Raw genomic sequence first — 22,894 nt, forward strand, 5'->3', positions numbered from 1 at the left:
CCCAGACCGCTGGGCGCGGTCGCCGGGGCCGGACCTGGGTCAGCCCGGCGGGCAATCTCCACGCCTCGCTGCTGATCCGCCAGACGGGTCCGCTGGCACGGTCGGCCGAACTGGGCTTTGCCGCCGCCGCCGCCCTGGCTGGAGCGCTGGCCGATCTGGTTCCTACCGCCGATTTTCGCTGCAAATGGCCGAATGACGTGATGGTCGCAGGCGGCCCCGACGCTCCCAACGCTAAAATCTGCGGGATGCTGCTCGACAGCGCGAGCGATGGCTGGCTGGTGCTGGGGCTGGGCGTCAACGTCGCCGCCGCGCCGCCGCCCGAGCAGGTGATGCAGCCCGCGACGGCGCTGGCCGATCTCGGTTGGAGCGGTGGACCGGAGGCAGTGCTGACCGAATTCTGCCGCCGCTTCGGGCCGCTGTTGGCGGCTTGGCGCGCCGAGGGGTTCGCCCCGGTGCGCCGGGCCTGGCTGGAACGGGCATTGGGGTTAGGCGAAACGGCGGTGGTCCGCTTGGAAACCGAGACCCTGACCGGGCGGTTCGACGCCCTTGACGACGACGGCGCCCTGGTGCTGGACCAAGGTCCAGCCGGACGACGCCGCATTCTGGCGGGAGACGTGTTCTTCCCCGCTTCGTGATCCCAGGAGACTGTTATCATGTTGTTGGCCATCGATTCGGGCAACACCAACATCGTTTTCGCGGTGTTCGACGGCGACCGTCTGCGCGGCGAGTGGCGCACTTCGACCAATACCGAGCGCACCGCCGACGAGTTGGGCGTCTGGCTGACCCAATTGCTGACGATCGAAGGATTACGACGCCAGGATATCGGCGCGACGATCATCGCCAGCGTCGTCCCGGCGATGGTGTTCCATCTGAAGACCCTGTGCCGCCGCTACTTCAATTGCGAGCCGCTGGTGGTCGGTGACGAAGGGGTTGATCTCGGTCTGTCGATCCTGCTCGACCGCCCCGAAGAAGTCGGAGCCGATCGTCTGGTCAACGCCGTCGCCGCCCATCGCCGCTATGAGGGGCCGCTGATCGTGATCGATTTCGGCACTGCCACCACCTTCGATGTGATTGATGCGGTCGGTAATTATTGTGGTGGCGCGATCGCGCCCGGGATCAACCTGTCGCTGGAAGCGCTGCACATGGCTGCGGCCAAGCTGCCGCGCGTCGCAATCGGACGGCCGCGCCATGTAATCGGCAAGGCGACGGTGCCTGCGATGCAATCTGGAATTTTTTGGGGCTATGTCAGCCTGATTGAGGGATTGGTGCGGAGAATTAAGGACGAGTTTGGAACCGAGATGATGGTGGTGGCCACCGGCGGGCTGGCCCCGCTGTTCGCCGACGCCACCCCGGTGATCGGGGCGCTGGACGCCGATCTGACCCTGCGGGGATTGTTGGAAATTCATCGCCGCAATGCCACGCCGGTTGCCCGATGACCTATTTCCCCGAGGGCAACGAGCTGTATTACCTGCCGCTGGGTGGCGCGGGCGAAATCGGGATGAACCTGTCGCTGTACGGCTATGACGGGCAGTGGCTGATGGTCGATCTCGGCGTCACCTTCGGCGACGATTCGATGCCGATGGTCGATGTGGTGATGCCCGATCCAGCCTGGATCGAGGAGCGGCGCGATCATCTGGTCGGGCTGGTGCTGACCCACGGCCACGAGGATCACCTGGGGGCGGTTCAGTATCTGTGGCCGCGCCTGCGCTGTCCGGTCTATGCCACCCCGTTCGCGGCGGCGATCCTGAAGGGCAAGCTGCACGAGGTCGGCTTGCAGGACATCGTGCCGATCCATGTGATTCCGCCGGGCGGACGCTTTACCGCCGGACCGTTCGCGGTCGAGATGATCCCGGTCACCCACTCGATCCCCGAGGCGCAATCGCTGGCGATCCGCACCCCGGCGGGGACGGTGGTCCATACCGGCGACTGGAAGTTCGACCCCGATCCCCAGGTCGGCCCGCCGACCGATTTCGACGCGCTGCGCCGGGTTGGACGCGAGGGGGTTCTGGCCCTGGTCGGCGATTCGACCAACGTCTTTACCAAGGGCCATTCCGGCTCGGAATCCGAGGTGCGCGGCAGCCTGATCGAACTGTTCGGCCGCTATGACGGGCGGATTGCGGTGTCGTGCTTTGCCACCAACGTCGCCCGGTTGGAAAGCATCGCGATTGCCGCCGCCGCCAACGACCGCCACGTCGCACTGGTCGGGCGTTCGCTGTGGCGGATCGAACGGGCCGCGCGCGAGACCGGCCACCTGACCGATCTGCCGCCGTTCCTGACCGAGCACGACGCCGGATACCTGCCCAAGGACAAGGTGCTCTATCTCTGCACCGGCAGTCAGGGTGAGCCGCGTGCCGCGCTGGCCCGGATTGCCGCCGGGGACCATCCCCACGTCGTGCTGGGCAAGGGCGACGTCGCGATCTTCTCGTCGCGGATCATCCCCGGCAATGAAAAGGGCATCTTCCGGCTTCAAAACGACCTGATCCGCCTCGGCGTCGAGGTGGTGACCGACAAGGAAGCCTTTGTCCACGTCTCGGGCCATCCCGGCCGCGAGGAGGTCGAGGAGATGTACCGGCTGGTGCGTCCGCGCATCGCCGTCCCGGTCCATGGCGAAGCCCGCCACCAGCAGGAGCACGCCCGCCTCGCCACCGAGATGGGAGCGGAACAGACGGTCGAACTGTCCGACGGCGCGCTGGTCCGGCTGGCTCCCGGCCCGGCCGAGGTGATCGACCACATCCCCACCGGCCGTCTGTGCCTGGACGGGCCGCGTCTGGTCTCGCTCGATTCGGAAATCCTGCGCAACCGCCGCCGGATGGTGTTCAACGGATCGGCGGTAGTGACGGTGGTGATCGACAAGACCGGGCGTCTGTTGGGCGATCCCCAACTGACCGCACTCGGCCTGCTCGACGCCGCTCACGAGGCCGAGGAACACGCCGCCGTGATCGAGGCGGTGATCTCCGCGATCGAGGCTTTGCCGATCAAGGCCCGCCGCGACGACGCGGTGGTGCGCGAAACGGCACGGCTGGGGGTGCGGCGCTCGTTGCGCGACAGCCACGGCAAAAAGCCGATCACCGAGGTCCATCTGGTCCGGGTGTAGGGGTAGCACCAAGCGGCGGTGAGTGAAACTCATCGCCGCGCAGGTCTAGAGCCTTTTCCATTCAAATGGAATCGGCTCTAGGATTTTGCCTAAGGCCGCAGCCCCTCCGGTGCTGGCGTGGCTCAAGCGCCGCTCGGGCTTGTCGCGCATTCCACTCTGACATCGTTTGAGTGGAATGCACTCTAGGCCCGAAGGGCCGCGCGCCCCGTGGCGCGTAGGCAAGGGGTGCGGAGGCACCGCGCCCGCCGCCTGAGGGCAGATGATCAATCAGGGCAATCGCAATTTGCGATGGCCTGAAGCGGCGGGTCTTGATGATCTTTCGGACCCGCCGCCCGCGTGCTAAACAGGCAGGCGCGCAAGACGTGACGGTGCCCCGACCTTGGCGGAGACTTCTTTCGATGATTCGTGCCGGATATGCCCTGCCCCGCCGCTGGGCCGCCGCTTTGCTGGCCCTCTCCGCCCTGGCCGGATTGTCCGCCTGCGCCGAGGTCACTCGCTTCGAGCGCAGCGACGGCGCCACCCTCTATTACATCAATTGCCGGGACGGGCTGAATTGGTTTGAAAGCTGCCGGAGCGCCGCGATGCGGGTCTGCCCGAATGGCTATGCCAAGGCCGACGCCGAGCTGACCCTGCCGGAAAGGCAGGAGATGATGCGCAAGACCCACAAGAACGACAGCTTCTTCGTCTGCAAGTAAGCGCCTGGGGGGGCCTTAGCCCCCCGCTTCGCCGGGATCACCCCAGAGATTTCAGCCCCAACAGCAGCTTGTCGACGCCCCGGAAGGCGGCGGCAAGTTCGACATGGGCTTCACGCATCGCCCCGGCGTCGGGGCAAGGATGGCCGCCGATCCGGTTGGCCTGAAGCATCCTGAGCGCAGCGGCGAACGACTGCCCCTTGACGAAGGCGGCGACGTGATGGACCGCGCCATAATGGACCGACAGATGACCGGCCAGTTTGTCGGGCAGCAGGTACAGCGAGCCTTGCGCCGAGCGCCAGCCGCAATCGAAATCGGCCAGGGCCGCGACCGCCGAAACGAACGACACTCCGGCTTCGGCGTTGGGCGGAGACGGCACCGCCGCGAAAGCCTGACGCCGTGCCTCCAGCTCAATCGCCAGGGTCGCGGCGATGGCGCGGCGGCGGCGTGACAGATCGCGCCCCTGAAGCGTCACCGCAACCGCCATCCCGATCAGACCGGCGATCAATGCCCCCACCAGCAGCATCAGAGCCTGAAGCCATCCTGCCGGGGGCGGCAAGGACTCGACGGCAGAAACCACCGGCTCGGCCGTCGGAGCAACCGGCGAGACCGATACGGCGGGAGCGGCGGACGGGACAACCGGGGCAGGCTTGACCGCCTGCGGAGCAGGACCGGACGCCTCGAGCGCGGGAGGAGCGATCGTTACCGCCGGACGAGATGGCGCAACCGGGGCTGCACTATCCTCGGGCGGCGGAGCGGCAGCAGGAGAGGTCAGCGGCTGAGACAGCACCGGCCCGCCCCCCTCTTCCGCCAACGCGGCGAAGGACAGCAGAGAGAAGGCCAGAACGAGGACAGCCACATTGCGCATTGGGACACCATCTAGCAGACTGGAATGGACAGCCGGACCAGCACCATAGACGATGGCGGCACGGGCGGGAAGGCCGGAAGGAAAGGGTTTTCAGGACATGAGCATACGCAATTTGTCCCACCTGTTCGAGCCCTCCTCGGTAGCGGTGGTCGGGGCCTCCGACCGACCGCTTTCGGCCGGGGCAGTGGTGATGCGCAATCTGCTGACCGGCGGGTTCAAAGGCCCGATCATGCCGGTCCATCCCCGCCAGCAGGCGGTGGCCGGGGTGCTGGCCTATCCCACGGTCGAGGCTCTGCCGATCGTCCCCGATCTTGCCGTGCTGTGCACGCCGGGAGCGGGCGTGCCGGAGCAGATCGAGCATCTGGGGCGGATCGGCACCCGCGCCGCGATCGTGATCGCCACCGATGTCGATCGCGTGGCGATGCTGGCCGCCGCCCGGCAACACGGCGTCCGCGTTCTCGGCACCGGCAGTCTGGGGATTCTGGTACCCCGGATCGGGTTGATGGCCAGCTTCTCCCACCTTCAGGCCTTGCCGGGTAAGGTGGCACTGGTCTCGCAATCGGGCGAATTGTGCGGCGCGGTGCTGGATTGGGCGCGGCCGCACGGAATCGGCTTTTCCCACTTCATCAGCCTGGGCAATGGCGACGATATCGATTTTGCCGACGTGCTCGATTATCTCGCCAATGACGACCAGACCCGGGCGATCCTGCTCTATATCGAACAGATTCGCCGTCGCGGCGATCTGGTTGCCGCCGCCCGTGCCGCCGCCCGCAACAAGCCGCTGTTGCTGGTCCGGGTACCGGGACATCTGGACATCCGCCGCCCCGGCGCGTTCCTGTCCGAAGCGCTGGCCACCTCCGAGGAATGTTTCGACGCTACCGTTCGCCGTTCGGGCGCGCTGCGGGTCGGCGATGTCGATGAATTGTTCGGCGCGGTCGAGACCCTGGCGCGGGCGCGGACGGTACCGGGCCACCGGCTGGCGGTGGTATCGAACGGTGGCGGCATGGCCCGGATGGCCGAGGCCGAAATGGACGAACCCGGTGGCCCCCGGCTGGCCGATTTGTCCGAAGCGACCCGAGCCAAGCTGGCGGCGCTGCTGCCACCCGGCACTACGATCGCCAATCCGCTTGACCTTGGCCTCGACGCTGACGGCAAACGCTATGGCGAGGCGGTCCGCGCCCTGATCGAATCCGAAGAGGTCAATGCGGTGCTGGCGGTCCACGCCCCCAACGCGATGACCGAACCGGTCGCCCCCGCCCAGGCGGTGATCGAGGCGCAGAAGCGTCAGCATGGTGCGATACTGACCGCCTGGGTCGGCGAGGAAGCGGTGGCTCCGGCGCGGCGGCTGTTCGCCGAGGCCGGATTGCCGACCTATGCTACCCCCGGTCAGGCGGTGCGGGCCTTCCGCCATCTGGTCCATTACCGCCGCAATCAGACAATGCTGATGGAGACGCCGCCGTCGCAATGGGAGGGCTTTGCCGAGGCGCGGATCGCCGCCCGCCCAATCGTCGAACGCGGCCTGTCGGCGCCTGAGGGGATGTTGAGCGATTCCGAGGCGCGCGCCCTGCTCGCCGCCTATGGCATCCCGATCCAGGCGGCGGACCGCGCCGCCACCCCCGAAGAAGCCGCCGCCGCCGCCGAACGGCTGGGCTTCCCGGTGTCCCTGACCCTCGATCGCCCCGATCTGGCCCGCAAGACCGAGGCGGGCGCGATCGCGCTGGGGCTGGATTCCTCCGAAGCGGTGCGCACCGCCGCCTTGGCGATCCGCCGCCGCGTCGCGATCGACAATCCCGAGGCCGAAAGCGCCGGTTTTACCGTCCAGCGTTCGCTTTACCGCCCCGAGGCCCGGTTGCTGATCGCCGGGATCGCCTGTGATCCGTTGTTCGGGCCGGTGATCGTGTTCGGCGAGGGCGGCCGCGCCGTCGAGGTGCCGCGCGACCACACCGTAGGCCTGCCGCCGCTGAACCTGCCCCTGGCGCGCAGCATGATCGGACGGACCCGGATCGCCCGGCTGTTGAAGGCGAGCGACACCCGCCCCGCCGCCGACCGCGACGCCGTTGCCGAGGTTCTGGTCCGGCTGTCGCGGATGCTGGCCGACAATCCCGAGATCGTCGCCTGCGACATCAACCCGCTGTTCGCCGATGACGAAGGGGTGGTGGCGCTCGACGCCCGGGTCCGGGTGCGGCCGTGGGAAGACAGTGATCTCCGCCGCTTTGCCATTCTGCCCTACCCGGCCGAGTTGGAGGAAAGCGCGGTGATGCGGGACGGCACCCCGATCCAGTTGCGGCCGATCCGCCCCGAGGACGAACCGGCCCATGCCGACCTGATCGCGAAAATGACGCCGCAGGATTTGCGGATGCGCTTCTTCGGGCTGGTGCGCGAGGTGCAGCATTTCCAATTGGCCCGGATGACCCAGATCGATTACGAGCGCGAAATGGCCTTTATCGCCACCCGCGTCAATGACGAGGGACACCAGGAAACCCTGGGCGTTGTCCGCACCGTCGCCGATCCCGACAACCAGCGGGCCGAATTGGGCATCCTGGTCCGCTCGGACCTGAAGGGAACCGGGCTGGGCCACACCCTGCTCGACAAGATCATCCGCTATCAGCGGGCGCGTGGCACCGGCCAGATTTTCGCGCAGATCATGAGCGAAAACATGGCGATGCTGAAACTGTCCCGCCGCGCCGGATTCCGGCCCCACCCGTCCGGGGAGCATGAGGTGATCGAGCTGGTTCTCGACCTTCAGACCGGCCCGCCCGAGGCGAAATGAACGCGATGCCGTCCTGCTCTCATTCCGCTTCCGGTTGGAAGGGCGGCGGTGTACGCTCCGGCCCTTCCGGCTCTGGCCTTAACGCCCGGACCGGACTTCAGGGGACGTCTCGAAGGAGCTTTTTGCATGTCCGCCGCCGTCCAGGCACAGCCGCATACCCGCCTTCTTCTGTCGGGGAACGACGCCATCGCCCGGGGCGTTTGGGAAGCCGGAGCCAAGGTCGCTTCCGCTTATCCCGGCACCCCCTCGACCGAGATTCTTGAGAGTCTGGCGCTTTATCCCGATCTCTACGCCGAATGGTCGGTCAACGAGAAAGTCGCGCTGGAAGTCGCCATCGGCGGCTCAATGTCCGGGGCGCGGTCGTTCTGCGCGATGAAGCATGTCGGGCTGAACGTCGCTTCGGACGCGCTGATGACGATCACCGTCGCCGGTGTCGTCGGCGGTCTGGTGATCGCCGTTGCCGACGATGTCGGGATGAGCTCGTCGCAGAACGAGCAGGATTCCCGCTATTGGGGCCGCTTCGCCCACATGCCGATCCTGGAGCCCGCGGATTCCCAGGAAGCCTATGAGATGGTCAAGTACGCCTTCGAGCTGTCCGAGGCGTGCAACACCCCGGTCCTGCTCCGTCTGACCACCCGCGTCTGTCACGTCAAGGCGGTGGTCGAGGTCGGCGAGCGGGTCGCCCACGACATCACCGGCTTTGCCTCCGATCCGCGCCGCTGGGTGATGACTCCGGCCAATGCCAAGGGGCAGATTCCCGCCCAGATCGCCCGCGAGACCAAGTTGCTGGCCCTGGCCGAATCCTCGCCGCTGAACCGGATGGAAGATGGCAAGGACCGCCGCATCGGGTTCGTGACCTCGGGTCCGGCCTATATGCATGTGCGCGAGTGTTTCCCGGATTCGCCGGTGCTGAAGCTGGGCTTCACCTATCCGGTGCCGGTCGGACTGGTCGAAAAGATGGCGTCGGGCGTGGCCCATCTGGTGGTGGTCGAAGAGACCGAGCCGCTGATGGAAAACGATCTGAAGGCCGCCGGTCTGTCGCGCATCCACGGTAAGGATCTGCTGCCCCGTCTCGGCGAACTGACCCCCAACGTGCTGATCCCGGCGATTCATGGCCTGGTCGGCGAGCCGTTGCCCAAGGGCAGCGTCTATCCCAAGATCGATCCGTTCCCCCGTCCGCCGACGATGTGCCCGGCCTGTCCGCACATGGGCGTCTATTACTCGCTGTCCCGGCTGCGCAAGCAGGTGCAGATTTCCGGCGATATCGGCTGCTACACCCTGGGTGCCGGGCATCCGTGGAACGCACTCGACACCACCATCTCGATGGGTGCCTCGATGGGCATCGCCCTTGGCATGGACAAGGCGCGGTCCGAGGCGACCAAGGATAAGGGCGTCGTTGCGGTGATCGGCGATTCGACCTTCCTGCACATGGGAATGCCGGGCCTGCTCGACATCGTCTATAACCGTGGCAACGTCACCGCGATCATCCTCGACAACCGCACCACCGGAATGACCGGCGGCCAGAACCATCCCGGCACCGGCAAGAGCCTGACCGGCGAGGATGCGCCCCGGATCGATTTCGCCAAGCTGGTCGAGGCGCTGGGCGTCGCCCCCGAACGCATCCGCACCGTCGATCCCTATCTCCTCCCCGTCGTCTATAAGACCATCAAGGAAGAGATCGCGGTCCCGGCGCCGTCGGTGATCATCACCACCCGCCCCTGCGTGCTGTCGGAATTCTATGACCGCCTGTCGCCGCTGAAGGTGATCGACGAGACCTGTACCGGCTGCGCCAATTGCATCAAGGTCGGCTGTCCGGCGATCACGGTCAAACGCACCGAGACGCGGACCCGCGCCGACGGCACGACCCACGAACTGAAATTCACCACCATCGATACCGCGATGTGCACCGGTTGCCGGATGTGCGTCGAGTCGTGCGGGCCAAAGGCAATCGTGCCGGCTCAACCGACCGCGGTCGCGCAGTAAAAGGGCGCTTCAGGCATGAATGACGTGATCACCAATATCCTGATCTGCGGCATCGGCGGCCAGGGCGTGATGACCGCCGCCGAGATTTTGGCTCAGGCGGCGATGGCCCAGGGATTCGACTGCAAGAAATCCGAAATCGCCGGAATGGCCCAGCGTGGCGGCGTCGTCACCAGCCATGTCCGCTTTGGCCGCAAGGTGTGGTCGCCGGTCATCACCCCCGGCAGCGCCGATCTGCTGGTGGCGTTCGAGGTGGCGGAAGGCTCGCGCTGGGCCGACCATCTTCGTCCCGGCGGGACCGCGATGGTCAACACCATCCGGCTGGCGCCGCCGATCGTCTCGTCCGGGCTTTATAAATATCCGGCCGATCCGGTGGCGCAGATGCGCGCCGCCGGGGTGCCGGTGATCGAGGTCGATGCCGGAACCATCGCCCGCGATCTCGGCAATCTGCGCCTCGTCAACACGATCATGCTGGGCGCGATCGCCGACCACCTGCCCTTCCCCGCCAGCGAACTGGAGGAGCAGATCGTCGGCCGCTTCCGCGAGCGCAAGCCCGCGATGGTCGAGGTCAACCAGCGCGCGTTCGAAGCGGGGCGACAGGCGTCGCAGCGCGGCAATGCCGACGTGTCGGCGCGGGCGGTCAATTCCTGACCACCCGATTTGGCGTTCGGGAACGGTTTCTGCTAGGCTCTGGCGATTGCCCGTTCCCGACCGCGAGAATAACGCGATGCCCGCCGATCTCACTCGACTGAAAGTCCTGATCATCGACGATCAGGACTTCGTTCGCACCATCATCCGCAAGATGTTGGGCCAGATCGGTATCGTCACCGTCGTTGAAGCCCGGGATGGCACCTCGGGCCTGGACGTCGTTGACCGCGAACGCCCGGATCTGGTGATCTGTGATGTGCGGATGCGTCCGCTTGACGGGTTCGGCTTTGTCCGCGCCGTGCGGGCCCAGCCCGAGACGACGGCACTGCCGGTGATCCTGCTGACCGCCCACACCGACGACGCCACCCTGGCCCTGGCCGAGGACATCGGCGTCGATGCCTTCCTGGCCAAACCGGTATTGGCCCCCTGCCCTCAAGGACAAGATCGTCGAGGTCGTCGCCGCGCGGGGCTGACCGCCGCCAGAACATACGGTCTCGGCCGAGGGCCATGGAGCCACCTGAAACCATTGTTCCAGCCGATCTACTTGATCAAATGATGGTCGATCTCGACAGTATGGCCCGGCCCGACGTCGAACAAGACGTAGAAATCCCGATCGGGACGCGGGAACGTCAGGGTTGAGTCCGAGCCCAACCGCCCTTTGAGCAACACCTCTTCGTCAGAGGAAATCACGTCCAGCACCAGTCCGGGGGCCTTGGACCCGTCAGAAAAGCCGCCGGTACAGGTCACCCTCACGGCATCGATCATTTCGCATTTGCAGACGGGGTAATGAGCCTCGGCGGCGGTCGCGAACAGAACGCCGACGACGGTCAGCACCATGACAGGGCGGTTCATTGGCCGGAGCCTCCCAAAATCTCTCTTAACGGAACGGTGGCCTGATGCAGTGTTCCATCCCATGTCTCAACCGTCAGCCATATCTCCTCGGAACCGGATAGTTTGTCCGGCAGGATGAGGTCGGCATATTGTCGATAGGCACCGCCTTCGGCCAATGCCCCCAGAGTCCGCACAGTGCGCGGCTTGCCCACCCGCACAAACACGCCGCGGATCATATCTATGTCGCCGGGACGAAACGTCACGGCGTACTCCTTCACCCGCTCGCCCCAGATGCCCCGCTCGGGCGGTTGGTCCTCGGTAACCAGCTCCAGCCTGAACGGACCGGCGACCACTTGGCGGTGAAGTTCCGGGACACTCGGCTCCGGCTGATCGGCGAAATAGCCGGGCAGGAACGGGAGCGGCACCAGCACCACCAGGGCGCTGAGATGGAACTTGCCCCGCTGCCAAAGATTACGCATGGGTCGCCTCCCTGACGACCCGCTGCCGCCGCCATTCTGCGGTCGCCCGCAACGTGCGCTTGCTCCAGATCATCATGCCGCTAAAGACCAGCAGCGTGAGCAGCAGGCCGAAGCTGAACCACACCAGCTTGACCGGCAGACCGCCAAAATCGCCGGTGTGCAGGGCGCGCATCACGATGCGGGTCAAGGACAGCGGAGAGCGGTCGAAGCCACCGGACACCTCCATCACCTGATAGGTCAGAGGATTGACCTGAATCGTATCGGGCAGCAGCGGCGCCTGGCCACCCGATCCGTCGATTTCGGCCGGAATAAAGGCGACTTTGGGCAATACCAGTCGGCGCAGCCGCATATCCGGCACGGCGGAATACGCCGCCGCCAGGATCGCATCGGGATCGGGGCGGGGAGCGGTGGCGACCACCGGCAGATCGGCGCGCGCGATCAGCACCGGCGGCTTTCCCCGCCCAGCGGTACGCCAAGGTCCCACAACAGCACAGTGACGAGGAACCACAGGCCCGTGATCGCCATCAAAGCCAGGAACCAGATCGACCACGTCCCGCCGACGCGGTGCAAATCGCCCCACATCACCCGAGCACCTTGGCCGAACCGAATCCGGGGACGGTAAAACGACCGCCAGAAACGCTTATAGACCACCAACCCGGAGATCAGCACCCCCAGCAGGGGAATGCCGAGCAACGACACCGCGTACCAGCCGACCGGATAGACCAGCAGCCAACCGTGCAAGGCGCGGAAAAACCGTTGGAACGACGGCCCGGTCGATATCCCCTGCACCTCGCCGCGGACTGGATCGACCCAGGCGGAAACAGAGGTGCCGTCCGGAATGTCGAGGCGGAGCTCAACGGCGATATGAGAGCCGCCCCAGGACACCGAACTCACCCGCCCGTCCGGCACCGCCGCTTCGGCTGCCGCGACCAGCGCCTTGACCGGCAGGGCCGGGCCGTCAAGGCTGGCCCGCATCGCCGGATTGAACAGCCACATGATTTCGTGGCTGAACACGGCGATCGACCCGGTCAGACAGACGAAAAACAGAAACGCCCAGATCGGCATCGCCAACCAGGAATGCCACAGGAACCACAGGCGGGTCCGCGATTTAGCATCGCTCATGGAATTCCCCTGAGCCTAAAGTCTGTCATGTTGATTTTCCGCATGAAACGGCCGGGACGAGATCGCCGCCCCGGCTTGGGTCTCAGAATTTTCGCGCCAGCCGGGCGGTAACGGTCAAAGGCTCGTTCAGATAGCAACTCTTGTCATACGCGCTTTTGCTACAACTATATTCAATCTGCCTGTCGAACAGGTTCTTCACGTTCATCGAGAGCCGCCAATCCTCGACGTCATAGCGAACCATCCCTTCGTCGATGAGCTGCGGCGCGGTCGAGACATCCCCCGCCGAACTGGTGGTCCGGCCGATAAAGCGCAGGCCGCCGCCAAATCCCCAACCCGGCAAGGTTCCCCTCCTGGATTGTGTAATCGGTCCACAAGGATGCGGTATGGATCGGGGTATCGGCCTGCTGACGCCCGGCCTCACCGGCAACGGTGCTTTTGGTGACCTCGACCGGATTGTAGCTATAGGAGGCAATCGCCTTCAGCCCCTCGGCCAACCCCATGGTCAAGCCAACCTCGACCCCGCGCGAGGTCACTTCGCCGGTCTGCACATCGCAACGACTGCCGCTGCAAAAGTGGGTTTCGTCCGGGTCCGTGGTCAAAACGTTCTGTTTGACCAGATCGAACAGCGCCACGGTTGCCATAAGGTTGGTGCCCGGCGGCTCGTACTTCACCCCGATCTCGTACTGGCGTCCGGTGGTCGGTTCGAATTTCGAGCCCCCCCAGCCGCTGCCGGATTGTGGTTCGAAGGATTCGGCGTAACTGGCATAGGGCACCAGTCCGAATCCGGACTTATAGGCGACGCCTAACCGGCCGGTGAACGTGTCCTGATAGCCGCTGCCGCCGGACGTTCCTGCCAGATCCTGGCGTCCGCCGATCTGGAACACCCACTTGTCACCAAGCTCGATCTGGTCCTGGGCATACAAGCCCGGCGAGCGGATATCGCCTTTGCTGAAAGAGGTCGCGGTCGCCACCTTGTGATTGCCGTAGACCGGATTGAACAGGCTGATCCCATTATCGGTCGCCGAACCGAACAATTCATCCCGGTCCTGATACAGGTAATCGATGCCGCCCAGCAGGGTGTGCTTGGTCGAGAACAGCGACAGCTTCTTCTCAACACGGCTATCAAGCGTATAAACGTTGGCATCCTGTTTATAGGCATAATTGCCGCGGCTGATCGTCTTGCCATCAGCCTGAACGCTGCCGGGCCACGTCTGGCGGTAATCCAGTTCGAGGTTGGAATAGCGCGCGGCCACGCTGAATTTAAGCGTCTCATCGACCGCGTGTTCGGCCTGAACGGTCAGATGCTTTTGTTCCTGGTGATAGCTGTCGTAATCCGGGTCGCCCAGATAGGTCGACGGATTGGACCGTCCCGCCGCCGTGCGATAGCTCATGCGCGGCCACCAGCCCCGGCTGTCATCTTCCTGATAGACGGCGGACAGGGTGACGAAGCTGCCTTCCACCGGCTTCCAGGTCAACGAGGGGGCAAACACTTTGCGGTCGTTGCGGTCGTGATCGATCCCGTTCAGGCCGTCACTATCCTGCATCGCCGCGTTGAGGCGGTACAGCCACTGCTTGTTCGCGTCCAACGGTCCGGTGATATCGGCATCGGCACGCTTCCAGTCGAACGAGCCGTATTCGACCGACGCTTCGCCCGCCTGGGTTTCCTGCGGACGCTTGCTGACCGCATTGACGAGGCCGCCCGGTTCGTTCTGCCCGTACAGAACCGAGGCGGGGCCGCGCAGAACCTCGACGCGCTCCAGCAGAGACGAATCGATTTTCTGCCAGCTTTGACCGCTGACTTTCATCCCATCGCGATAGAAGGTGGTGGTGACGGGAAAGCCCCGCATCCTGTACCAGGAGCTTCGGGTATCGCCGGTCGCGCCATAGCTCAGATTGACGCCCGGCGTGTATTTGATGGCGTCTTCCAAGGTCTGGACATTACGCGTCCGCATCTCTTCCGCGCCAATCACGCTGATGCTTTGCGGCGTTTCCAGAATGGGGGTATCGGTTTTAGTGGCGGTGGCCGTGCGCTTGGCCACATAGCCCTGAACCGGACCATAGGCATTCTCTGCCGTCTGGGCCGTTCCCTCCACCGCGACCGGGTCCAAGATCATGGCACCGTCGGCTGATGAGCTTTCCAGCACCGCCGTCCGGCTGTCGGTCATCCGCCAGACCACGCCGGTCCCGCTCAACAAGCGGACCAAGGCCTGCTTCGCCGTCATCCGTCCGGAAACGCCGCGACTGGAACGCCCGGCCAAGGTGGCCGGATCGACTGACACCTGCCAGCCGGACTGACGGCCGAACGCCATCACCGCCGCATCAAGCGGTTGGGCGGCAATCGTGAAATCGATAGTCTCGGCTGCCTGGGCGATCTGTTGCCCGCTTTCCGTCGCCGACGCCGACGCAACGGCACCACTCAGGACCGCCAGCGCGGCCCCAGCCATCGCCACGCCCCGAAACACCCCCTGAATCACCTGAGCCACACTTGCTCCCCTCTCCTACCGTCATATGATAGTGCGACGCAATCGCATATCCAGACAGATGACGAAGCTGGGGCCGCCTTCGTTTCATCGCGGCGCACATTTTTTTCAGGAGGCAGATACGACGAGGAGGTAAGGGGTCACCTGCCGGACAACACCGCCATAAGGACCGACCAGAGCCCGCAACGCCCGTTCGGGATCAGCCAGATCGTAAAGGCCGGTGACACGACGACCGCCAAGCCCGGAATCGGTCAGCACGATAAAGCCAGAATAGTGGCGCCGGATCGAATCGACCACGGCCGACACGGTCTGGTCACCGGCCACCAGACGGCCCCGCCGCCACGCCGCGACATCGGCAGGATCAATCGGGCGACGCCGGACCTCGCCAGAGACCTGATCGATGGCGAGGCTTTGGCCGGGAACCAGCCGGAAATCCTCTCCATGAACGCCGACCAGGACCGATCCCTGGGTTACCGCCACCGTTGTCGTCTCTTTGCCTAAATCCACCCCAAAAGCGGTTCCGGTCACGGTCACCGTCACCCCATCGCCGCGAACCACGAACGGACGAGTTCGATCCGGCGTCACCTCGAAATAGGCTTCCCCTCGCCATAGCGAAACAGACCGATCCTTGGCGGAAAAATCGTGACTGATCGCGCTGTCTCCGCCCAGCACGACCCGAGAGCCGTCGGCAAGCTGCACCTGCCCGCTCTGCCCCGCGATGGTGACAAGATCCGCCCGCACCCGCATCACGAGGGAGGGAACCAGCGCCACGGCGGCAAGACAGGCCGCCAGAGCCAAAGCGGCATAACGCACCCGCCCTCTCCGTTGGGGAACAGCGGCAACGACGTCCGAGGGGATCGCCTCAGTCGCCTTCCAGGCTTGGCAGGCCAGACGCCACGCGACCTGATGACGGGGATCGGCCCCCAGCCAAGCCTGTAATGCGGCTTTCGTCCGCTCCTCTCCGGCGGCGTCATGCATCCGGAACAGCCAGTCCGAGGCCTGCTCGAACATGCAATCGGGAATGGGTCGATCGGGGCGGTTCATGCCATCTCAGTCCTGGGCATCGTGCAAACGGCGCATCATGTGGACCATGGCATCACGCACCAATCGGTGAGCGGTTGCGGCAGAGACGCCCAGGTGTTGCCCGACTTGCAGGAACGGCAACCCTTCGAATCGGTGCAGTTCAAAGGCTTTGCGGGTGCGTTCGGGCAGTTCGGACAGCGCCGCTTCGACCCGGCGCAGATGATCGCGCCCCACCGCCACATCTTCCGGCGACGGAACCAGGGGGACAAACCCACAAACAACCGCCTGAGCCTCCTCGCGTCTGGCTTCGGCCGACACGCGACGCACACAATCCAAAGCGGTGTTGCGGACGACCCGGTACAGATATGCAAGCGGTTGACGCAACGCGCCATCTTCCGGCGCGCACTTTGAAAAACGCAGGTATGAATCCTGCACCACATCTTCCGCCCGCGCCCGGCAGCCGACGATTGGGGTCGCGTAATCCACCAAAGCCGAGCGATGATTTATATAGAGGTCGAGTTTTATCTTGTCGTCGCTCACATCCGCGTCCACCCAGGCTGCCACGCAACGACAGCCCGCTTCCACACCAGGGAAGAGACCCTAACAACAATGAAATTAATTATCAACATCGCCCAAAGAGGGGTGCGGTCCTACAAGCGGCGCGCATCGGCCGTATGCCACGTCCAGGCACTGCGAACGATGTCGTCCAACCGTGGGATCGCCGGGACCCAACCGAGCACCTGGGCCGCTTTGCGTGCGTCTGCCACCAGGATGGCCGCATCCCCGGCACGTCGCCGCGCAACGGAGTGCGGCACGGGCCGTTCGGCGACCGTCGCGACGCTTTCGATGACTTGGCGAACCGAATACCCTTCGCCGTTACCCAGGTTGAACGCCTCGAACCCTTCGGCAGATTCGAGATAAGCGAGCGCCCTGACATGGGCGTCGGCCAAGTCCGCGACGTGGATGTAGTCGCGGACGCAGGTCCCGTCGGGAGTCGGGTAATCGTCGCCGAACACGGTCAGCGCCTTGGACGGGGTGGAAACGGCCTGGATGGCCAATGGAATCAGATGGGATTCCGGGTCGTGCGCCTCCCCCACTTCGCCGCCGGGATCGGCCCCCGCAGCATTGAAGTAGCGGAGTGCAACAGCGCGCAGCCCATAGGCGTGGGCATAGTCGCGCAATATCTGCTCGACCATCGCCTTAGAGGCGCCGTAAGGGTTGATCGGCGCGAAGGGAAGTGCCTCGTCGAGGGGGACGCGCGGCGGCATTCCGAAGATGGCGCAGGTGCTGGAGAACACCACACGCCCCACGTCGTGCGCCCTCATCCGATCGAGCAACGTCAGGCTGCCCAACACGTTATGCTGGTAGTAGATGTCGGGACGCCGCACGGATTCCCCAACCTGGATCAGGCCGGCGAAATGGACCACCGCCCGGGGTGCCCACTTGCGGAACACGGTGTCGAGGAAGGCCCCGTCCCTGACGTCCCCAACTTCTAACGGTCCCCAGCGAACCGCCCAATCATGCCCACCGGACATGTTGTCAACGGTAACCGGCAGGTATCCGGCGTTCGCCAAAGCCTTGCATGTGTGGCTCCCGATATAGCCCGCACCTCCGGTGACGAGAATCGTCTGCGTCATATTTTAAAAATCCTTGAAGCTCCGCCTCACACAAGGGCGGAATTTACCGAATTAACAATGAACACAAATTCAATAAACGTTCTTTCCCGCGACAGCCATTATCGTTCTAAACAATATCTCGACATCGAAGAATACCGACCAGTTCTCCATGTAATAGAGGTCACACTCTACCCGTCTCAATATCTTCTCTTCGGTGTCCGTCTCGCCCCGCCAGCCCCGGACCTGGGCCCAGCCGGTAATGCCCGGCTTGACCTTGTGCCGGGCCGCGTATTCGCACACCACTTCCTCGAACAGACGCCCAGCAGCCTTGGTGTTCGTCGCATGTGGCCGGGGACCGACCAGCGACATGTCGCCCGAGAGAACGTTAAAGAGTTGCGGCAGTTCATCGAGGCTGGTCCGCCGCAACACGGCACCGACCCGAGTGATGCGCGGATCGCGCCGGGTGGTTTGAGTGTCGCAATTAGCGTCACGGGCCTCGTGATACATCGAGCGGAATTTGTAGACCCCGATCAGAGTGTTGTTGTAGCCGTAGCGGTTCTGACGAAACAGAACAGGCCCGCGACTGTCGAGCTTGATCGCAATCGCGCACAGCACCATCAGCGGAGACGCCAGCAACAAGGCCAGCCCGCCGAAGACGAGATCCTCGATCCGCTTCAGCAACGCCCCCCAGCCGCTGATCGGCTTGGAATAGACGTCGAAAACGGGGACTCCGCCAAGGCGACCGAAGCCGCGATCGAGGAAGTGATGGCCGATCACGTCCGGAGCCAGCCGAATGTTGGCCGGAACTGACCGCACCCGGCTCAGGATGTCGAGCAGCCGGGTCTCGGCTCCCCATGGCAGTGCGATCAGAATCTCATCGACCCGGTTGCGACGGGAATAGGCGACCAGATCGTCGACGCTGCCAAGTCGGCCAGTGCCAAGGGGGAGTTCAGGCTCACGCCCACTCCGGTCATCAAACACGCCGATCAGATGGACCCACGGTTCCTTACGCCGCTCCAGCGCCTTGATCAAACGGCTGCCGGGTTCGCCCGCGCCAATGATTGCCACCGTGCGGGCGATTACCCCCCGGCTCGCCCCCACCACCAGCGCCTTGTACAACGCCACCCGGACCCCGCACATCAGCAGGATGCCCCAGGCCACGGTGTTCAGTGGCGCTTCGAACGGCCACCAGAAATCCTCGGTCAGATCGGCCGCCCACAAAGCGAGCCATTCCAGCAAGGCCACCGCGCTGCTGTTGAACAGCAGGCGGCTGATCTGTGACACCGGGTTCCCGATCTGCTTATGGCTATAGCCACCCGACGCGACCATCAAATAAAGCGTACTGGCGACGAACACCGCATCGGTCAGCTTCCAGACCTTCGCGGGCATCCCCGAATACTCGGACGCTTCCAGGTATGACAGCCGAAAGAACACCGCCATCAGCACGATATCGGCAATGGCGGTGATCACGACGATCGAAACCCCGGCAAACGACGCCCCGCGGTAGGTTGCGATGGCGGGGATTTGCTCAGAACTCGTCCGCTCCCTCACGTTCACCGGCTGTCCTCGCTGCTTAGAGGGTCTGGAAGACCTGTTTGGCGGTCTCGATCCCCGGATAGGAGGTGTTCCCCTCCAAGGCCTTTTGCAGATGAGCTTTCGCCTCGGCCTTGCGGTCGGCCCCCAGCAGGATCATCCCGATGTGATAGTGAACCTGCGGCGGCATCTGCTCGGCATTCATGATCCGATTCGCCAAAACCAGCGCCTTGCTCTGGTCCCCTTTGCGGAAGTAGACCCAAGCCAGCGTATCGAGTTGCATCGGATTGGATGCCCCCTGGAACCGCTCGGCGAGTTGGCGCGCCCGTTCCATCGCCACCGGGTCGTTGGCCTTGTAATCGGCAATCAGCTCGGCCGCATTGTTGGCGGCAAGGTCAAGCCCGGGGTTCCGCGCCAGCAGATCCTCGTAAATCGCCAGCGCTTCCTGGTGCCGCCCCTCGACGCTGTAGATATCGGCGAGCAGGATCGGCAACGGGACAGACGATGGCACCGCCGCGATCCCCCGCTTGGCGACATCAATCGCCTCCGCGACCTTTCGATCCAGCAGATAGAGGCGGGTACGGTCGAGATAGGGTTCGGCGCGGGCTGGGTTCTGGGCCAGAGCCCGATCAAGTTCGGTGGCGGCCTTGTCGCGCAAACCGCGCTGGAGATAGATTTCACCCAGAACAGTGGCGACGAACGGGCTGTCGGTGCGAAGCGTGTCGATGAAGTGCGATGCCGCCTCCAGCCGGTTCTGGCGGGAATAGGCCCCGACCAACGCGGCCAGCGCGTGTTCGGCCAACGGTGAGTCGGGATCGGCGCTCACCACGCCGGAAAACAGACGCACCGCGTCGTCGAGCCGGTCTTCAGCGGCCAGCGCCTCGCCGCGCAGATACTGTGCGGTTAAATGCTGCCCGTCGAGTGCTTCCAGGCGGTCGATCGCCGCGATGGCACCGACGAGATCCTTCTGTGACAGCTTGACCCGGGCCACGCTTTCCCAGGCGACAGCAAAGCTCGGATGGGTCTTGGTCACCTGATTGAGGAGATCAAGCGCACGGGCGGTATCGTTGTTGACGTTATAAAGCTGGGCAAGACGGACCCGTGGGGTCGGATCGAGCGGCAGCGAATCGACCAGATGGGCCTGGGTGTCGATTGCCAAATCGATCCGCCCCTGCATCAGCAAAGCTTCCGACAGCAGGCTCAGCGCCTCCTTGTCACTGGCCTGCTCACGCAGGATCGCCCGCAAATCCGACACAGCACTCTGATACTGGCCCTTGTCAAAAGCCATTCCGGCCCGCAGGAGCAAGGCCTGACGGTTGGTCGGCGCCTTTTCGAGCACGGCGGCAACCAGCCGCTCGGCCAAGGCACGGTCGCCGCGGGCAAAGCTGATCCGGGCCAGCGAGGCGCGGGCGGTCAGGCCAGGGGTCTGAAACTCGTTGCGGGCGACGATCTGCTGCAACAGATCGATCCCTCTGTCGATTGCACCATGCTTGATATAGAGATCGGCCAGCCAGAAATATAACTCGTCCTTCTTGGGGGCCTGGGCGAGATACTGGCGCACCTCCTTCTCGGCGACATCCAGGCTGCGATTGTCGCTGAGAAAGACGACCAGCCGCTGTTTCAGCGGCCAATCACCGTCGGGATCGGTAATCCCGCTGCGGAGCGTTCCCTCTGCCGCATCGATCTGGCCCTTCTTCAAATAGAGATCGACGAGTTCAAGCCGATAGCGGACTTCTCCGGGGCGCAACTGGAACAGGGCGCGATAGGCTTCCTCGACTTTGGCAAATTGGTCGAGCCGCAGGAACAGGGCGATTTTCAACTGTTGCAGAGAGGGTTCGCCCGGATGCTTGGCAATCCCCTCCTCCAGCACCGCTCCCGCCTTGGCCCCATCGCCCAGGGCGGTGTAAAGGCCGGTCAGAACCGAGATCGCGGTGATGTTGCCGGCATCCTTGGCCAAGGCAAGGCGGGCCTCGGCCTCGCACCCCGCGTAATCCTTATATCGAAGCAGGAGAGCGGCCCGCAACGCATGGGCTTCGACATTGTCCGGGTCCTTGGCCAGGACGTCGTTGATCCGAGTTTCTGCTTCGCCATATTGCTCGGCGGCAAGAAAGTACTGCGCCAGCTTGAGGCGAGCCGGGCCAAACGCGGCATCCTGGCTTTCGGCGGCGGAGAAAGCGGCAAAGGCATTGCGCAGATCGCCCTGGGCCTCGTCGACCAACCCCAGCCGATAGCGCACATCGGGATCGCTCGGCTTGATCCGCGCCGCGTTCTTGAACTCGATCCGCGCCTTGTCGAACTCACCACGGGCAAGAAGATCACTGCCGCGCCGCAAATATTTCGCCTCGCGATCACCGGCATCGTCACACGCCGCCAGAGGAACGCAGAGCAGCAAGAGGGCGGCGGCTATCTGCGTCGCTCGGTTCTTCGTCATGGTTGAGGAATCCATCGATACGAGGTTACGAGGAAAAGGGACCGGCCAAAACGGCGGGGACGCGCCGACTAACAGGACTCGCCGGATTGGGAAGAAGCGCTGTCACCAGACAAGACGGCCGGTCCCGAGACCGTATCGACGATGTCCTGCATCAATTGGACGGCAGACTGCTCGACGGTGACGGCGCGGCGAATCGCCTGCGAAACCTTGGAGAGCAGTTCGACATCGGTCGCAGCACTCGTCTTGCAGCGATTGGGCTGGGCCAGACGATCCGTCAGCGACAATAAAATATTGGCGAGGTCACCAAGCTGGGGAGACGCCGTGGCAGGAATCCGGGCGCGAAACCCGCTGGCGGTCTTGGCGAGAAGATCAATCTGGGACCCGAACGCATCACCGTGACCTTGGCCCCGGAAGGTGGCATGCGCCACGCCAGACAACCGTTCCAAGGTGCGGGCATGAGCCTCGACCTGACGGTCTTCCAATTCAAAACACGCCACGTCGACCAGCCGTTGCACCGACGAATCGTCCATCCCCCGAGTGACCTTGCACAACAGGGTGTTGGGAACCTGGATCAGGCCAGAAGGATCGGCAGCATCGCGGTCGGCTGATCGTCGGCTTGGCCCGACAAAATCATGGCTGGTGGCAAACATTTTCCGGGATCGCGTGAAGCGCTCGATACTTCCGAAGAGCCGGTCCTGCGACACCGGCTTACGCAGCAGATCGTCGATACCGGCATCAATCAGTTGTCCCACCGTGTCCCGCGTGGCATCGGCGATCGTCGCAATCACGATCACGAAGGGATTTCGCCCCTCATGATGGCGTCGGATACGGCTGGTCACGCCGAGCAAAGCATCACCGGCGGTATCAACATCGTAGAGCAACAAGTCGATCAGACTATCGTCAAGATAACGCATCATCGTCGAAACATTGTCGCAGGATCGGACGTTGCCGATCCCAAATGCCCGGAGAGCCTCTTTGAGAGAGTTGGTCTGGTACGGGTCATCGCACACCACCAACCGCACATTCTCATAGGCTTTCCCCATCGGTGCTCCCTCCGCCGATAACATTCGGTCAAACACACATTCTTTTCATTGCGCGACTTAGCAAAATTCAGACCAACCCTCTCCTTCCGCGACTTTCCGCCAGCCCTGACGGACCACCCCACCCACAGGTGTAAAGAACCCTGACGAAGAAGCATGTTTTCGAACGAAATCACGCGCATTTTGTCAGAGTTGTTTACACCTCTCTCTCCTCCGGAACCGGAGAAGCGCAGGAAACCCGCATTGAGGGCGGCTGGCATCAAACTTGCTTTTAATGGGGCGAGAAG

The 22,894-nt window shown here is 64.1% G+C and carries 20 protein-coding genes; 8 read left to right on the plus strand and 12 right to left on the minus strand.

What is annotated here, in order from left to right:
* The 4 genes from K678_RS05280 to K678_RS05295 all read left to right on the plus strand — a co-directional run.
* The coding region (locus K678_RS05280; RefSeq protein WP_021131424.1) for a biotin--[acetyl-CoA-carboxylase] ligase at positions 1-635 on the plus strand (635 nt) is incomplete at its 5' end.
* An 18-nt stretch (positions 636-653) separates the two neighbouring features.
* Complete coding sequence (locus tag K678_RS05285; RefSeq protein WP_021131425.1) at positions 654-1,436, plus strand: type III pantothenate kinase; 783 nt, start codon at positions 654-656, stop codon at positions 1,434-1,436.
* Positions 1,433-3,094, plus strand: a complete 1,662-nt coding sequence (locus K678_RS05290) for a ribonuclease J (protein WP_021131426.1) — start codon at positions 1,433-1,435, stop codon at positions 3,092-3,094. Before K678_RS05285 ends, K678_RS05290 begins: the two co-directional genes overlap by 4 nt.
* 398 nt (positions 3,095-3,492) lie before the next feature.
* Positions 3,493-3,789, plus strand: coding sequence for a hypothetical protein (locus K678_RS05295; protein ID WP_021131427.1), 297 nt, complete (start codon positions 3,493-3,495; stop codon positions 3,787-3,789).
* Between the two features lie 37 nt (positions 3,790-3,826).
* Here the strand turns inward: K678_RS05295 and K678_RS05300 are convergent, their stop codons facing one another.
* On the minus strand, positions 3,827-4,654 hold the full coding sequence (locus K678_RS05300) for a hypothetical protein (RefSeq protein WP_021131428.1): 828 nt from the start codon (positions 4,652-4,654) through the stop codon (positions 3,827-3,829).
* Between the two features lie 97 nt (positions 4,655-4,751).
* Between K678_RS05300 and K678_RS05305 the strand changes: the two genes are divergently transcribed.
* The 4 genes from K678_RS05305 (at position 4,752) to K678_RS05320 (ending at position 10,608) form a co-directional block, all read left to right on the plus strand.
* On the plus strand, positions 4,752-7,424 hold the full coding sequence (locus tag K678_RS05305) for a bifunctional acetate--CoA ligase family protein/GNAT family N-acetyltransferase (RefSeq protein WP_021131429.1): 2,673 nt from the start codon (positions 4,752-4,754) through the stop codon (positions 7,422-7,424).
* A gap of 126 nt (positions 7,425-7,550) precedes the next feature.
* Positions 7,551-9,407 (plus strand): thiamine pyrophosphate-dependent enzyme, encoded by a 1,857-nt coding sequence (locus K678_RS05310; protein WP_021131430.1) that lies wholly within the window; start codon positions 7,551-7,553, stop codon positions 9,405-9,407.
* Positions 9,408-9,422: 15 nt separating this feature from the next.
* On the plus strand, positions 9,423-10,055 hold the full coding sequence (locus K678_RS05315) for an indolepyruvate oxidoreductase subunit beta (RefSeq protein ID WP_021131431.1): 633 nt from the start codon (positions 9,423-9,425) through the stop codon (positions 10,053-10,055).
* Between the two features lie 46 nt (positions 10,056-10,101).
* On the plus strand, positions 10,102-10,608 hold the full coding sequence (locus tag K678_RS05320; RefSeq protein WP_231376210.1) for a response regulator: 507 nt from the start codon (positions 10,102-10,104) through the stop codon (positions 10,606-10,608).
* Here the strand turns inward: K678_RS05320 and K678_RS05325 are convergent.
* The 11 genes from K678_RS05325 to K678_RS05370 form a co-directional block, all read right to left on the minus strand.
* A complete protein-coding gene (locus K678_RS05325; RefSeq protein WP_039852116.1) occupies positions 10,593-10,904 on the minus strand; it encodes a hypothetical protein in 312 nt (103 codons plus the stop codon). The two genes, K678_RS05320 and K678_RS05325, sit on opposite strands and share 16 nt — an antisense overlap.
* A complete protein-coding gene (locus K678_RS05330) occupies positions 10,901-11,362 on the minus strand; it encodes a hypothetical protein (protein WP_021131434.1) in 462 nt (153 codons plus the stop codon). The genes K678_RS05325 and K678_RS05330 overlap by 4 nt, the downstream gene beginning before the upstream one ends.
* Positions 11,355-11,807: a PepSY-associated TM helix domain-containing protein gene (locus tag K678_RS19695; protein ID WP_269210500.1), complete on the minus strand. Its 453-nt coding sequence runs from the start codon at positions 11,805-11,807 to the stop codon at positions 11,355-11,357. Before K678_RS19695 ends, K678_RS05330 begins: the two co-directional genes overlap by 8 nt.
* On the minus strand, positions 11,801-12,484 hold the full coding sequence (locus K678_RS19700) for a PepSY-associated TM helix domain-containing protein (protein WP_269210501.1): 684 nt from the start codon (positions 12,482-12,484) through the stop codon (positions 11,801-11,803). Before K678_RS19700 ends, K678_RS19695 begins: the two co-directional genes overlap by 7 nt.
* Positions 12,485-12,711: 227 nt before the next feature.
* Positions 12,712-14,967, minus strand: coding sequence for a TonB-dependent siderophore receptor (locus tag K678_RS05340; protein WP_231376211.1), 2,256 nt, complete (start codon positions 14,965-14,967; stop codon positions 12,712-12,714).
* Between the two features lie 105 nt (positions 14,968-15,072).
* Positions 15,073-16,008 carry a FecR family protein gene (locus K678_RS05345; RefSeq protein ID WP_021131435.1) on the minus strand — a complete coding sequence of 312 codons (936 nt, stop codon included), beginning with the start codon at positions 16,006-16,008 and terminating at the stop codon, positions 15,073-15,075.
* Between the two features lie 6 nt (positions 16,009-16,014).
* Complete coding sequence (locus tag K678_RS05350; RefSeq protein WP_039852138.1) at positions 16,015-16,527, minus strand: sigma-70 family RNA polymerase sigma factor; 513 nt, start codon at positions 16,525-16,527, stop codon at positions 16,015-16,017.
* A gap of 110 nt (positions 16,528-16,637) precedes the next feature.
* Entirely contained in the window at positions 16,638-17,624 is a 987-nt protein-coding gene (gene galE, locus K678_RS05355; protein WP_021131437.1) for a UDP-glucose 4-epimerase GalE, read from the minus strand.
* Positions 17,625-17,693: 69 nt separating this feature from the next.
* A complete protein-coding gene (locus K678_RS05360; RefSeq protein WP_021131438.1) occupies positions 17,694-19,154 on the minus strand; it encodes an undecaprenyl-phosphate glucose phosphotransferase in 1,461 nt (486 codons plus the stop codon).
* Between the two features lie 22 nt (positions 19,155-19,176).
* Entirely contained in the window at positions 19,177-21,567 is a 2,391-nt protein-coding gene (locus K678_RS05365) for a tetratricopeptide repeat protein (RefSeq protein WP_021131439.1), read from the minus strand.
* Positions 21,568-21,635: 68 nt separating this feature from the next.
* A complete protein-coding gene (locus tag K678_RS05370; RefSeq protein WP_021131440.1) occupies positions 21,636-22,610 on the minus strand; it encodes a response regulator in 975 nt (324 codons plus the stop codon).
* Between the last annotated feature and the right edge of the window lie 284 nt (positions 22,611-22,894).

The organism is Magnetospirillum fulvum MGU-K5, from assembly GCF_000442515.1.
Lineage (GTDB): Bacteria > Pseudomonadota > Alphaproteobacteria > Rhodospirillales > Magnetospirillaceae > Phaeospirillum > Phaeospirillum fulvum_B.

What these genes read in the sequence shown, in the direction of transcription:
- K678_RS05285 (WP_021131425.1), top strand. Translation starts at nt 654, where the DNA reads ATGTTGTTGGCCATCGATTCGGGCAACACCAACATCGTTTTCGCGGTG.
- K678_RS05290 (WP_021131426.1), top strand. Translation starts at nt 1,433, where the DNA reads ATGACCTATTTCCCCGAGGGCAACGAGCTGTATTACCTGCCGCTGGGT.
- K678_RS05295 (WP_021131427.1), top strand. Translation starts at nt 3,493, where the DNA reads ATGATTCGTGCCGGATATGCCCTGCCCCGCCGCTGGGCCGCCGCTTTG.
- K678_RS05300 (WP_021131428.1), bottom strand. Translation starts at nt 4,654, where the DNA reads ATGCGCAATGTGGCTGTCCTCGTTCTGGCCTTCTCTCTGCTGTCCTTC.
- K678_RS05305 (WP_021131429.1), top strand. Translation starts at nt 4,752, where the DNA reads ATGAGCATACGCAATTTGTCCCACCTGTTCGAGCCCTCCTCGGTAGCG.
- K678_RS05310 (WP_021131430.1), top strand. Translation starts at nt 7,551, where the DNA reads ATGTCCGCCGCCGTCCAGGCACAGCCGCATACCCGCCTTCTTCTGTCG.
- K678_RS05315 (WP_021131431.1), top strand. Translation starts at nt 9,423, where the DNA reads ATGAATGACGTGATCACCAATATCCTGATCTGCGGCATCGGCGGCCAG.
- K678_RS05325 (WP_039852116.1), bottom strand. Translation starts at nt 10,904, where the DNA reads ATGAACCGCCCTGTCATGGTGCTGACCGTCGTCGGCGTTCTGTTCGCG.
- K678_RS05330 (WP_021131434.1), bottom strand. Translation starts at nt 11,362, where the DNA reads ATGCGTAATCTTTGGCAGCGGGGCAAGTTCCATCTCAGCGCCCTGGTG.
- K678_RS19700 (WP_269210501.1), bottom strand. Translation starts at nt 12,484, where the DNA reads ATGAGCGATGCTAAATCGCGGACCCGCCTGTGGTTCCTGTGGCATTCC.
- K678_RS05345 (WP_021131435.1), bottom strand. Translation starts at nt 16,008, where the DNA reads ATGAACCGCCCCGATCGACCCATTCCCGATTGCATGTTCGAGCAGGCC.
- galE (WP_021131437.1), bottom strand. Translation starts at nt 17,624, where the DNA reads ATGACGCAGACGATTCTCGTCACCGGAGGTGCGGGCTATATCGGGAGC.
- K678_RS05365 (WP_021131439.1), bottom strand. Translation starts at nt 21,567, where the DNA reads ATGACGAAGAACCGAGCGACGCAGATAGCCGCCGCCCTCTTGCTGCTC.
- K678_RS05370 (WP_021131440.1), bottom strand. Translation starts at nt 22,610, where the DNA reads ATGGGGAAAGCCTATGAGAATGTGCGGTTGGTGGTGTGCGATGACCCG.